Source organism: Streptomyces sp. NPDC042346, assembly GCF_055581845.1.
In genome coordinates this window covers 1,215,538-1,228,633 of sequence record NZ_JBVJEH010000001.1, presented here as the reverse complement: position 1 = coordinate 1,228,633, position 13,096 = coordinate 1,215,538, and the positions used below count along the sequence as shown (strand labels likewise).

The following is a 13,096-nucleotide window of genomic DNA, read 5'->3' as shown; positions in this document are numbered from 1 at the left end:
GCCTGTCCGGCGGATCATGGCCGGATAGGCCGCGGCGTCCGGTGCGGTGCATCGCAAGGCGCCGGAGCGCACTAATAGCGGAGCTATTCGGGTGTTTCGGCAACACGGCGAGGTGCCGTGCCGGACGCCGCGGACCCGGCCATGATCCGCCGGACAGGCCCTAGGGCGGCGGGCAGGTCGCCCCACAGGTGAGCCGTGGTCTCGACGCCCTTCATGAGGAGATCGAGCTCGATCTTCTCGTTCGGGGCGTGCCAGCCGTCGGACGGGACGGAGATGCCCAGGAACAGTACGGGTGCCTCCAGGACGTCCTGGAGGTCGGCGGCCGGTCCGGAGCCGCCCTCGCGGGTGTAGCGGACCTTGGCGCCGTCGAAGGCCCTGCTCATGGCCCCGGCCACCGCCTTGAGGGCGGGGTGGTCGAGGGGGGTGAGGCAGGGGCGGGTCGGTGCGCCGAAGACGATCTCGTACCGGATGCCGGCGGGGACGAGTCCGGCGAGCCAGTCCCGTACGGCGAGCTCGATCTTGGCCGGGTCCTGGCCGGCGACGAGCCGGAACGACAGCTTGAGCTGGGCGGAGGCGGGGACGATCGTCTTGCCGCCGGGGCCCTGGTAGCCGCCGCCGATGCCGTTGACCTCGGCGGTGGGGCGGGCCCAGACGCGCTCCAGGGTGGAGAAGCCGGCCTCGCCGAGCGTGCCGCGGGACTTGGCCGTACGCAGCCAGGCCGCCTCGTCGAAGGGGAGCTCGGCGACGAGGGCGCGCTCGGCGTCGGAGAGCTCGGTGACGCCCTCGTAGAAGCCGGGGATCGCCACCCGCTCGGTCTCGTCGTGCAGCGCGGCGACGATCCGGCCCGCGACGGTGGCCGGGTTGGGCACGGCGCCGCCGAAGGAACCGGAGTGGATGTCCTGGTCGGGGCCGTACAGCTCGATCTCGCAGTCGGCGACCCCGCGCATGCCGGTGCACACGGTGGGGGTGGTCTCGGACCACATGCCGGTGTCGGAGACGATCACGGCGTCGGCGGCGAGCCGCTGGGCGTGGGTCTCGACGAGCTCGCGGAAGTGCGGGGAGCCGGACTCCTCCTCGCCCTCGACGATCAGCTTGAGGTTGACGGCGGGGGCGGTGCGGCCGGTGGCGGCGAGGTGGGCGCGGACACCGAGTGTGTGGAAGAACACCTGTCCCTTGTCGTCGGCGGCGCCCCGCGCGTACATCCGGCCGTCGATCACGGTCGGCTCGAAGGGCTCCGTGTGCCAGCCGTCCTCGCGGGCCGCGGGCTGCACGTCGTGGTGGCCGTAGACGAGGACCGTCGGGGCGTCCGGGTCGCCGGAGGGCCACTCGGCGAAGACCGCGGGGGCGCCGTCCGTCTCCCACACCTCGACCGTCGTGAAGCCGGTCTCCGCCAGCTTGGCGGCGAGCCACTCGGCGCTGCGGCGGACGTCCCCGGCGCGGTCCGGCTGCGCGGACACGGAGGGGATGCGCAGCCACTCGGCGAGGTCGCCGAGGAAGGCCTCGCGGTGCTGGTCGATGTACGTGCGCACGGCGTGGACGACGCTGTCCGGGGTCTCGCTCATGCCTCCGAGCCTATCCGGCGCCGGGGGGTGCCCCGCCCAGCAGGATGGCCTCCAGCTCGGCACGGCCGGGCAGGCGGGCGGGCCGGGCGACCTCACCCGTACGGACGTAGACGAAGGCGGCCGCGACGTCCTCGGGCGCGAGGCCGTGCTGCTCGGCCCAGGCGAGCCGGTAGATCGCGAGCTGGAGGGGGTCGGCGGTCCGGTGGTGGCTGGTCTTCCAGTCGACGATCTCGTACGCGCCGGTGTCCGGGTCCCGGTAGACGGCGTCGATCCGGCCCCGGACGACCCGGCCCCCGAGGGTGAGGTGGACGGGGACCTCGACGCGGTACGGGGAGCGGTGGGCGTACGGGGTGCGGGCGAAGGCCTCCTTGAGGGTGTCGAGGTCCCGCTCGTCGAGGATCTCGGGCTCGCCCGCGAAGTCCTCGCCGCCGGGGAGGTCCTCCGGGCCGAGGAACGGCAGCGGCAGCTCCTCGAAGCGGGACTCCACCCACGCGTGGAAGCGGGTGCCCCGGCGGGCCGCGGGCTGCGGCGGCTTGGGCATGGGGCGGGCCAGGTCCTGGGCGAAGCCGTCGGGGTCGGCGGCGAGGCGGAGGACCTGGGAGGCGGAGAGGTACGGGGGGAGGAGGACGTCGCGGGTGGTGGCGCGGGCGCGGCGGAGTTCGGTGGTGAGGGCGGTGAGGTCGCGGTCCCAGGAAGCGATGGTGCGGAGCTCCTCGGGAGTGAGGGTGCGCTCCGGGGTGCGCTCCGTGGTGCGCTCCGGGTCCCTTGGTGCCGGGACCGCGTCGGTGTGGGTGTCCTCGGGGAGGGTCTCCTCGTCCCAGACGGGTTCCTCGTCGTCCGGCCAGAGGTCCTCGGGGTGCGGGTCCTGGAGGTCGGGCGCTGCGCTGGTGGGGCTGTGCCCACCCTCCCCCGGAGCTTCGCCCGGGAGGTGCCCCCAGTCCTGCGGAACGATGGCCCGCAGCGCGGCGGTCACCTGCTCCGCCGCCTGCCTACGGCGGGTCAGTGCCTCGGCGTCCAGCGGTAGCGGCCAGGCCTGGTCCTTCGTGTTCTCCGTCAGGGACGGGTTCTCCGCGTCCTCCTCCGGGGTTTCCGCCCAGGATTCGATGTCGCCGTGGCCGGCCTCGCAGTGGTCGTACAGGGCCTGGAGGAAGTCCGAGGGGCCCCGGGGCTTCTTCTGGGACGGTCCCCACCAGTGGGCCGAGCCGAGGAGGAGGGAGCGGGGGCGGGTGAAGGTGACGTAGCCGAGGCGGAGCTCTTCCGTGTGCTGGTGGTCCCGCATGGCGTTCTTGAAGGACGTGAGGGACTTGGCGTCCCACGTGTCGATCCCCGGCAGCGTGTCCGCGTCGCCGCGCAGGGCGTGCGGGAGGACCTGCGGCTGGGAGGTCCACGCCTCGCGCGCGCGGGCGCTCGGGAAGGCGCCGGCGACCAGGCCGGGGACGGCGACGACGTCCCACTCCAGGCCCTTGGACTTGTGGGCGGTGAGGACCTTCACCGTGTTCTCGCCGCCCGGGAGGGCGTTGTCGAGGCCCTTCTCGAACTGGACGGCCGTGCGCAGGAAGCCGAGGAAGGCGAGGAGGCTCGCCTCGCCGTCGAGGGAGGCGAAGCCCGCGGCGACGTCCAGGAAGTTCGACAGGGTCTCGCGGCGGCGGGCGGCCAGCGCGTGCGGGGAGGCCGAGAGCTCGACCTCCAGGCCGGTCGCGGTGAGGATCCGGTGCAGCACGTCCATGAGCGGGTCGGCGAGCGAGGTGCGCAGGGCGCGCAGCTCGGCGGCGAGGCGCGCGAAGCGGACCCTGGCCTCGGCGGAGAAGGGCAGGCCGTCGTCGCCGGCGCCGCCGGAGTCCAGGAAGGTGTCGAGCGCGTCGGCGAGCGAGATCACCTCCGCCGGGTCGACGCCCTCGACTGCGGCGGCGAGCCGCTGCTCGGGGTCCGGGTCGTCGCCGCCCCGGTGGACGAGCAGCCGGGCCCGGCGGCCGAGGAGGGCCAGGTCGCGGGGGCCGATCCGCCAGCGGGGGCCGGTGAGGAGGCGGACCAGGGAGGCGTTGGCCCCCGGGTCCTGGAGGACCTCGCAGACGGCGACGAGGTCGGCGATCTCGGGCAGGTGGAGGAGGCCGGAGAGGCCGACGACCTCGACGGGCACGTCCCGGGCGACGAGGGCGGCGTGGATCGCGGGGAAGTCGGTCGCGGTCCGGCACAGGACGGCGATCTCGCCGGGCTCGCGGCCGGTGCGGACGAGGTGGGCGAGGGAGTCGGCCAGCCAGTCGATCTCCTCGGCGTGGGTGGGCAGCAGGGCGATGCGGACGCTGCCGTCCTGCTCCGCGCCCGGCGCGGGGCGCAGTGCCTCCACGCCCGCGTGCATGGCACGGAGGGGGGCGGCGAGGCGGTTGGCGAGGTCGAGGAGGCGGCCGCCGCTGCGCCGGTTCTCGGAGAGGGAGTAGCGGCTCGCGGGGCTGCCGTCGGCGCCCGGGAAGTGCTCGGGGAAGTCGTCCAGGTTGGCGACGGAGGCGCCCCGCCAGCCGTAGATGGCCTGGCAGGGGTCGCCGACGGCGGTCACGGCGTGTCCGGTGCCCTGGCCGAAGAGGCCGGAGAGCAGCAGCCGCTGGGCGACGGAGGTGTCCTGGTACTCGTCGAGGAGGACGACCCGGAACTCCTCGCGGAGCAGGCCGCCGACCTCGGGCCGGGTGGTGGCTAGCTCGGCGGAGAGGGCGATCTGGTCGCCGAAGTCGAGCAGGTCGCGGGAGCGCTTGGCGGCGCGGTAGCGGACGACGAGGTCGAGGAGCTCGCGGCGGGCGGCGGTGGCCTCGGGGATCTTGCGCAGTTCGGCGTTGCTGAGCTTGGCGTCGGCGAGGGCGGTGAGGAGCTCGGAGTCGTACGCCGTGAGGTCCCGGGGCCGTACGAGGTGCTCGGCGAGCTCGCCGTCGAGGGCGAGGAGGTCGGTGACGAGGGTCGGGAAGGACTTGGTCAGTGCCGGGTACGGGCCGGGGGCCTCGCGCAGCACGCGCGCGGCGAGCTGGTAGCGGGTGGCGTCGGCGAGGAGCCGGGAGGTGGGCTCCAGGCCGATGCGGAGGCCGTGGTCGGTGAGGAGCTGCCCGGCGAAGGCGTGGTACGTGGAGATGCGGGGCTCGCCCGGGGGCTCGTCGGGATCGATGACGTCGGGGTCGGTGACCCCGGCGCGGACGAGGGCGGTGCGGACGCGCTCGGCGAGTTCGCCCGCGGCCTTGTTGGTGAAGGTGAGGCCGAGGACCTGCTCGGGGGCGACCTGGCCCGTGCCGACCAGCCAGACCACACGGGCGGCCATCACCGTCGTCTTGCCGGAGCCGGCTCCGGCCACGACGACCTGCGGGGCGAGCGGCGCGGTGATGCAGGCCGTCTGCTCCGGGGTGAACGGGATGCCGAGGAGCTCCTTGAGCTGCTCGGGGTCGGTGAGGTGTGCGGTCACCTCAAAGAGGCTAACGCGACCGACCGACAGTGCGGCCCGGCCCGGTGCTCACCGGGCCTCCCGCACCCCCGTCACGCGGGCGTGCCCTGGTCCAGCTTGGACAGGTCCACCGTCTCGTCGGCGGGCGGGACGACCACCTTGACCGGCTTGTCGTAGTCCGAGAGCACCATGGAGCCGGGTTCGTCGCCGCCCGTCTTGACCATCTTGAGGATGTAGGGCTTGCCCTCCTCGGAGACGGAGACGGTGGTCGTCTCCGGCCTGGGCGTCTCCCCGCCCGGCGTCTCCCCTCCGGTCGTCTCCCCGCCCGTCTTCTTCTTCACCAGCGTCGCCACGGGCGTGCCGTCCAGCTCGCCGTCGGGTCCCCGCACCAGGCCGCTGCGCTGCTCCGCGTCCTCGTCGAGGTCGGCGAGGAGCCCCTTCAGGTCGCAGACGCCGCCGAGGTCGCCGCTGCCCGCCTGCCCCGGGGCGATCTTCAGCCAGCGGCCCTTGATGAGCTCGATCGTGGCGTCGATCTGTGGCTCGGGCATGCCCTGGGAGGCCATGGAGACCCGCCAGAAGGCCTCGTCGCCCTTCATGTACGTGATGTCGTCGACGCGGCGCAGCTCGGCGGTGCCGCCGCCGATCCTCATCGCGCCGGTGCACTCCTGGCGGTCGTTGACCGCGAAGTCGATGTCGAGGGGCTCCCCGTCGGCGGTGACCCGGCCCGTCATGCGGAGCGAGGTCGCGGACTGGGTGGCGGTGACCGCCCGGTCGGCGATCTCGTCGGGGGTGAGGTTCGCGAAGGGATCCGGGGAGGGGGCGGGAGCGGGGGCCCCGACCGCTGCCGGGACCGCTGCCGGTGGCGCCGCCCGGGCCACCGCCGGTGCGGGACCCGCGACGGCGACGGCGGCACAGACGACGGCCGCGGCGCGGAGCTTTCGGTGGGACGCCATGCGAGCCTCCTCGCGGATTCCCCCATCCCTGTCCACCAGGGTCGCCCCGCGCGCGCGTGCCCGCGACCGGACCGGGCGAGCGGCCCGGCCGGGGCGGGTACGGGAGGGTCATTCGACGATCTGGCGGCCCTCCGGCTGGGCGCTGCACGAGGCACGGAAGGCGCAGTTCGCGCAGTGCTGGCCGGTGGTGGGGGCGAAGCGCTCGTCGAGGACGCGGCCGGCGGCGGTGGCGAGCAGGTCGCCGACCCACTCCCCGTCCGGCGGTCCCTGGGCCTGGACCTTCGGAAGCGCGTCCCCGCCCTCCTTCTTCGGGGCGGCCTGCCGCAGCTGTACGAGCTCGGCGCCGCCCGGCTCCGGCCGGTGCCCGTCGAAGACCTCGTCGAGAGCGCCCTCCCGCACCGCGAGCTGGTAGACGGCCAGCTGCGGGTGGTGGGCGACCTCGTCCCGGGTGGGGGCCGACTTGCCGGTCTTGAAGTCGACGACGTAGGCGCGGCCCTGCTCGTCGGTCTCGACGCGGTCCATGGAGCCGCGGATGCGGACCTCGTACTCCCCCGCCTCCAAGGTCACGTCGAAGCCGTGCTCGGAGGCGGCGGGGGTACGGCCGCCGCGGTCCATGACGTGCCACTGGAGGAAGCGTTCGAGCGCCACGCGCGCGTGCGCCTTCTCCTGGGCCGACTTCCAGGGGGCGTCGAAGGCGAGGGCGTCCCAGACGGAGTCCAGGCGGGCCATGAGGACGTCGAGGTCGGCCGGGGTGCGGCCGGAGGCGACCTCGTCGGCGAGGACGTGCACGACGTTCCCGAAGCCCTGGGCGGCGGTGGCGGGGGCCGCGGCCTTGACCTCCCGGCCCAGGAACCACTGGAGGGAGCAGGTCGTGGCGAGGTTCTCCAGGGCGCTCGGCGAGAGGGAGACGGGCTGGTCGCGGTCGCGCAGCGGCACCGCGCTGTGCGTCGGCTCGAACAGGCCCCACCAGCGGTCCGGGTGCGCGGCGGGCACCAGCGCCTGGCCGTCCTCGTCGGTGAGCGCGGCGAGGGAGGCGAGGCGGTGGGCGGCGGCGTCGCGGAGCGCGGGCGAGGCGGCCGGGTCGACGGTCGTCGCCCGGAGCTCGGCGACCAGGGCGGAGACGGCGAGGGGGCGGCGCGGGCGGCCCGGCACCTCCTTCGGCTCGACACCGAACTCGGTGAGGAAACGGGAGGGCTGGTCGCCGTCCTCCGCCGGAGCCTTCACGGCGGTGACGACGAGGCGGTCGCGGGCGCGGGTGGCGGCGACGTAGAACAGGCGGCGCTCCTCGGCGAGGAGGGCGCCCGGGGTGAGCGGCTCGGCGAGGCCGTCGCGGCCGATCCGGTCGGCTTCGAGGAGGGAGCCGCGGCGGCGCAGGTCCGGCCAGAGGCCCTCCTGGACGCCGGCGACGACGACGAAACGCCATTCGAGGCCCTTGGAACGGTGGGCGGTCATCAGGCGGACGGCGTCGGGGCGGGTGTGGCGTCGGGTGAGGGTGTCGGCGGCGATGTCCTGGGCGTCGAGCTCTTCGAGGAAGTTGAGGACACCGCGGCCGCCGACGCGCTCCTCGGCGCGGGCGGCGGTCTCGAACAGGGCGCAGACGGCGTCGAGGTCCCGGTCGGCGTTCCGCCCGGCGGGGCCGCCGCGCAGGGCGGAGCGCTCCAGGCGCCCGGGCCAGGGGGTGCCGTTCCAGAGCACCCAGAGGGCCTCCTCGGCGGTGCCGCCGGCGGCGAGGAGGGTGCGGGTCTCGCGGAGGAGCTCGCCGAGGCGGCGGGCGCCGCGGGCGTACGAGGGGTCGTGGGCGACGAGCCGCTCGGGCTCGGCGAGCGCGCGGGCGAGCAGGACGTCGGAGGGGGGCGGGACCTTGTTGCCGCCGGCCCGCTCCTCGTCGCGCAGGGCGCGGCCGAGCCGGCGCAGGTCGGCGGGGTCGACGCCGGCGAGGGGGGAGGCGAGGAGTTCGAGCGCGGTCTCGACGGTGAGCCAGCCGGCGGTCGGCGTCTGGGCCTCGGCCGGCCCGGGGCCTTCGGCGGCCTTGTGCGCGGCAGGGCCATCGGGCGTGGGGTCCAAGCGGGGCGCCGACAGTGCGGCAGCGTGGGTGGTTGTGCCCACCCGTTCCGCCCCGGCGGAACGCATGCCCACAACCGGGTCCGGCAAAGGCGCCGTCTCGTTCACGGCCGGGGCCGTCGGTCGTGAAACCGCTCGGAGTGCGAGGAGCAGGGGGGCGACCGCCGGTTCGTGGCGGAGGGGGGTGTCCGCGGCGTCCGTTTCGACCGGGACGCCCGCCGACGTGAGGGCGCGGCGCAGGGACGGGAGGGAGGCGGCGGCGCGGGTGAGGACGGCCATGTCCTGCCAGGGGACGCCGTCCTCCAGGTGCGCCCGGCGCAGCAGGTCGGCGATGTTCTCCGCCTCCGCCGAGGCCGTGGGGTACGTGTACGCCTCCGCCCGGCCGCCGTCCCGTGCCGCCGCGAGCTCCCGGTGTGCCCGGACCTTGTCGGAGGGGAGCCGGGTCAGCGGCATCCGCTGGGTGAGCAGCCGGGTCGCCCCGAGCAGCTCCGCGCCCGCGCGGCGCGAGGTGCGCAGGACCCGCACGTCGTTGCCGCCGAACGCGTCCGGGAAGTCGAGGATGCCGTTCACGTCGGCGCCCCGGAAGGCGTAGATGGACTGGTCCGGGTCGCCGAAGGCGACGACCGTGCTCCCGCCCGTCGCCCGACCATCGCCCCTCACGGACGCCCTTCGGGCGGCCCCTGTCGATTCGCCCGTGAGGGCGTGCAGGAGCCGGACCTGTGCCGGGTCGGTGTCCTGGTACTCGTCGACGTACACCGCGTCGTACGCGGGCAGCGTGACGCTCCCGGCGAGCAGGACGGCCCGGTGGACGAGCTCCGTGTAGTCGAGGACGCCCTGGAGGTCGAGGACGTCGAGGTACTCGGCGAGGAAGCCGGCCGCCGCCTTCCAGTCCGGGCGCCCGACCCGCTCGGCGAAGCGGGCGAGGGCGTCCGGGCCGAGGCCCAGCTCGCGCGAGCGCGCGAGGACCGCGCGCACCTCGTCGGCGAAGCCGCGGGTGGTGAGGCAGGCGCGCAGTTCGTCGGGCCAGCCGACCTGCCCGAGGCCCGCCTTCTCCAGGTCGATCTGGCCGGCGAGCAGCTCGCGCACGGCGAGGTCCTGCTCGGGTCCCGAGAGCAGCCGCAGCGGTTCGGCGAAGAGCTCGGCGTCCTGGTGGGCGCGGATCAGGGCGTAGCAGTACGAGTGGAAGGTCGTCGCCTGCGGCGGGCGGCGGCCGCCGAGGCGGGTGGCCATGCGGTCGCGGAGTTCGACGGCGGCCTTGCGGCTGAAGGTGAGGACGAGGAGGCGCTCGGGGTCGGCGCCCCGCTCCATGCGGGCCGCGACCGACTCGACCAGGGTCGTCGTCTTTCCCGTGCCCGGTCCGGCGAGGACGAGAAGGGGTCCGCCGGTGTGGTCAACCACTTCCCGCTGGGCTGCGTCCAGCTGAGGGGGATCCAGCGGGGCCGGCGCGGTACGCACCAGTCGGTACGCGCCCGGGGTCCGCTGCCGGCCCGGACCCGGGTACGGCTGTCCCTGGTGCGGCGTGTGCCGGGTGGTGGAGGAGGAGCTCACGTGGTTCGCCGGTCCTGGGGGATGTGGTGGTGCGGGTGAGGCGGCCGTGCGCGGCGGCCGTCGCCGCGGAAGACGCGAACGTCGACGTTACGCGAATCGGACCGCCGCCGAGCCGTACTCCGGACCGCCCTCCGTGCCGGATCCGACGCCGTACTCCGTACCGCGTCCGCTCCGGGGCACCCCCGAGGAGCTCAGATGTGAGTTCCGTCCCAGCGCGCCCGTCGCATGTCGATCCTCGGGACGTGTCCCTCGGCCGCCGGGCCCGCCTCGCGCAGCGGGGTGCCCTCCTCGCGGTAGTGGCCGAGGGCCCGCAGCTCGTGCCCGGGAAGCAGCGTCCCGTCCGCGCGGACCACCCGCCACCACGGCGCCGTCCCGCCGTACAGGGCCATGACGCGGCCGACCTGACGCGGCCCTCCCTCGCCCAGCCATTCGGCCACGTCGCCATAGGTCATCACCCGGCCGGGCGGGATCCCGTCGGCGACGTCGAGCACCCGCTCCGCGTACTCGGGCAGTTCTCCGGTCTCCCCCACGGGTTCCTCCAGGCTCATCCGCCCCATCCTGCCTCACCCCACCGACATGGCCCTGATGCCTCCGCGCGGCGGCTCTTCATGCCACCATCGTCCGGGCGGTGACTGGTGATACGAGATCAAGAGCGACACATACAAGAACAAGAACGAGAACGAACGCAGGACCACGAGCACGTACGAGACCGACAGCGACAGCGACAGCAGGAACGACACGACGCGCATGCAGAGACGGACATGGTGATGGGGCAGGACACGCAGCCTCCCGAGGAGGGTGAGGCCGACGTGCCGGAGCGGGTCTCGGGGGACGAACCCCTGCTCGCGGCCCGTGTCCACCGGCCCTCCGACCTGATGCGGCTGCTCGCCGGTCTCCTCGCCATCGGTCTCGTCATCGCCATCGCCGCCTTCGCGCACGCCACGACGTCGGGCCTCGAAGAGGACATCAACAAGGGGGCCGTCGGCGCACCCGACGTCTTCGTCAAGATCGCCGGTCTCGTCTCCTCCATCGCCGTCCTGCTGGTCCCGGTCGCCTTCGCCATCGAACGGCTGATCAAACGGGACGGGCTGCGCATCGCCGACGGCGTCCTCGCCGCCGTCCTCGCGCACGGCGTGACGCTCGCCACCGATCTCTGGGTCGCCCAGGCGGCGCCCGGCACGATCCAGGACGCGCTGACGCAGCCGCAGTCCGGCGGCGGGCTCACCGACCCGGTGCACAACTACCTCGCCCCGGTCATCGCGTACATGACGGCCGTCGGCATGGCCCGCCGACCCCGCTGGCGGGTGTCGCTCTGGGCGGTGCTGCTGCTCGACGCGTTCACGATGCTGGTGGCCGGCTACACCACGGCGCTCTCGATCATCCTGACCGTGCTGATCGGCTGGACCGTGGCCTACGGCACGCTGTACGCCGTCGGCTCGCCGAACGTCCGGCCCACCGGCCAGACCCTCCTCGCCGGCCTGCGAAGGGTCGGCTTCCGCCCCGTGACGGCGCTGCGCGCCGAGGGCGTGCCGGACGCGTCGGACATCGGCGACCGGGGCCGCCGGTACATCGTGACCCTGGAGGAGGGCGCGCCGCTCGACGTCACCGTCGTCGACCGCGAGCAGCAGGCCCACGGCTTCTTCTACCGGATGTGGCGGCGGATCACGCTGCGGACGATCACCACCCGCCGGTCGATCGTCTCGCTGCGCCAGGCCCTGGAGCAGGAGGCGCTCCTCGCCTACGCGGCGATCGCCGCCGGGGCGAACGCGCCGAAGCTGATCGCCACCTCGGAGCTCGGACCGGACGCCGTGATGCTCGTGTACGAGCACATCGGCGGCCGGAGCCTGGACTCGCTCGACGACAAGGAGATCACCGACGAGCTGGTACGCGGTGCCTGGCGGCAGGTGCGGGCGCTCCAGTCGCGCCGGATCGCCCACCGCAGGCTCGCGGGCGACGCGATTCTGGTGGATCGTTCCGGCAGGGTGATCCTGACCGACCTGCGGGGCGGCGAGATCGCGGCCGGGGACCTGATCCTGCGGATGGACATCGCGCAGCTGCTCACCACCCTCGGCCTGCGGGTCGGGGCGGAGCGGGCGGTCGCGGCGGCCGTGGAGGTCCTCGGCCCGGACAGCGTCGCCGACTGCATGCCGCTGCTCCAGCCGATCGCGCTGAGCCGCTCCACGCGCGCGACGCTGCGGAGGCTGGCCCGGGAGCGGTCGCAGCGCGAGCGCGAGGCCGTGCTCGCGGCCTCCGAGGCGGCCAAGCACGAGCGGGAGCTGGCGAAGGCCGAGGCCGCGGCGGACAGGACGGCGGACACCACCGTCGTACGGTCCGAGACGAAGGCCGAGAAGAAGGCCGAGCGGAAGGCCGAGAAGAAGGCCCTCGACACGGCGCTCGACGAGGCCCGCGACGAGGACCTGCTGGCCCAGATCCGGCAGCAGGTGCTGCTGATCCGCCCGCAGGCGCCGGTGGAGCCGGTCCGCCTGGAGCGGATCAAGCCGCGGACCCTGGTCAGCATGATCGCGGGCGCGGTCGCCGCGTACTTCCTGCTGTCGCAGATCGCCAGTACGCCGCTGTCGACGGTCAGCGAGGCGGACTGGCGGTGGGTGGCGGCGGCGTTCGTCTTCTCGGCGCTCAGCTACCTGGCGGCGGCGATGAGCCTGCTGGGCTTCGTCCCGGAGCGCGTCGGGTTCTGGCGGACGGTGGTGGCGCAGGTCGCCGGCTCGTTCGTGAAGATCGTCGCGCCCGCGGCGGTCGGCGGCGTCGCCCTGAACACCCGCTTCCTCCAGCGCTCCGGTGTACGGCCGGGGCTCGCGGTGGCGAGCGTCGGCGCCTCGCAGCTCTTCGGGCTCGGGGCGCACATCCTGCTCCTGCTCCTCTTCGGCTATCTGACGGGGACGGAGAAGACGCAGTCGTTCAGCCCGTCGAGGACGGTCATCGCCGGGCTGCTGACGGTCGCGGTGATCGTCCTGGTGGTGACCGCCATCCCGTTCATGCGCAAGTTCGTGTCGACGCGGCTGCGGTCGCTCTTCGCCGGTGTGGTGCCGCGCATGCTGGACGTGCTCCAGCGGCCGATGAAGCTGCTGACCGGCATCAGCGGGATGCTGCTCCTGACCGGCGCGTTCGTGTTCTGCCTGGACGCGTCGATCCGGGCCTTCGGCCACGGCAACCACACGGTCAGCTACGCGAGCGTGGCCGTCGTCTTCCTCGCGGGCAACGCGCTCGGTTCGGCGGCGCCGACCCCGGGCGGTGTCGGCGCGGTCGAGGGCGCGCTCATCGCCGGTCTGGTCGCCGTCGGTCTCCCCATCGAGGTCGCCACCCCGGCGGTGCTGCTGTACCGCCTGCTGACCCTGTGGCTCCCGGTGCTGCCCGGCTGGATCTGCTTCAACTGGCTGACGAAACGCGGAGCGCTGTAGCCGAGTCCGCAACGCAGGCCGCAGCGACGGCCGCAGCGCAGGCCTCAGCGCAGGCCGCAGCCACGGGCCTCGTCGCGGCCTGTGGCGAAGAGGCCCGCCACCCGTCCGGACCTCCGCCCCGCGCGGAGGTCCGGGCCGCGG

The 13,096-nt window shown here is 74.4% G+C and carries 6 protein-coding genes; 1 reads left to right on the top strand and 5 read right to left on the bottom strand.

What is annotated here, in order from left to right; translation table 11 throughout:
• Positions 1-83: 83 nt before the first annotated feature.
• The 5 genes from ACZ6K0_RS05845 to ACZ6K0_RS05825 all read right to left on the bottom strand — a co-directional run bounded on the left by ACZ6K0_RS05845 (position 84) and on the right by ACZ6K0_RS05825 (position 10,096).
• Entirely contained in the window at positions 84-1,562 is a 1,479-nt protein-coding gene (locus tag ACZ6K0_RS05845; protein ID WP_376400438.1) for a dipeptidase, read from the bottom strand.
• A gap of 10 nt (positions 1,563-1,572) precedes the next feature.
• Positions 1,573-4,998, bottom strand: a complete 3,426-nt coding sequence (locus ACZ6K0_RS05840) for a UvrD-helicase domain-containing protein (RefSeq protein WP_469227709.1) — start codon at positions 4,996-4,998, stop codon at positions 1,573-1,575.
• Between the two features lie 71 nt (positions 4,999-5,069).
• Positions 5,070-5,930: a hypothetical protein gene (locus ACZ6K0_RS05835; RefSeq protein WP_469227711.1), complete on the bottom strand. Its 861-nt coding sequence runs from the start codon at positions 5,928-5,930 to the stop codon at positions 5,070-5,072.
• A 108-nt stretch (positions 5,931-6,038) separates the two neighbouring features.
• Positions 6,039-9,539 (bottom strand): ATP-dependent helicase, encoded by a 3,501-nt coding sequence (locus ACZ6K0_RS05830; protein WP_469227714.1) that lies wholly within the window; start codon positions 9,537-9,539, stop codon positions 6,039-6,041.
• 191 nt (positions 9,540-9,730) lie between these two features.
• The gene (locus tag ACZ6K0_RS05825; RefSeq protein ID WP_376400449.1) at positions 9,731-10,096 is read right to left on the bottom strand and encodes an MGMT family protein; all 366 of its coding nucleotides are present in this window, start codon (positions 10,094-10,096) and stop codon (positions 9,731-9,733) included.
• A gap of 204 nt (positions 10,097-10,300) precedes the next feature.
• Here ACZ6K0_RS05825 and ACZ6K0_RS05820 point away from each other — a divergent pair, with 204 nt between their 5' ends.
• Positions 10,301-12,955, top strand: coding sequence for a flippase-like domain-containing protein (locus ACZ6K0_RS05820; RefSeq protein ID WP_376400452.1), 2,655 nt, complete (start codon positions 10,301-10,303; stop codon positions 12,953-12,955).
• Positions 12,956-13,096 lie beyond the last annotated feature (141 nt).

Excerpts from the sequence above, each read along its gene's own strand:
- ACZ6K0_RS05820 (WP_376400452.1), top strand. The coding sequence starts at position 10,301 with ATGGTGATGGGGCAGGACACGCAGCCTCCCGAGGAGGGTGAGGCCGAC.
- ACZ6K0_RS05845 (WP_376400438.1), bottom strand. The coding sequence starts at position 1,562 with ATGAGCGAGACCCCGGACAGCGTCGTCCACGCCGTGCGCACGTACATC.
- ACZ6K0_RS05825 (WP_376400449.1), bottom strand. The coding sequence starts at position 10,096 with ATGGGGCGGATGAGCCTGGAGGAACCCGTGGGGGAGACCGGAGAACTG.
- ACZ6K0_RS05835 (WP_469227711.1), bottom strand. The coding sequence starts at position 5,930 with ATGGCGTCCCACCGAAAGCTCCGCGCCGCGGCCGTCGTCTGTGCCGCC.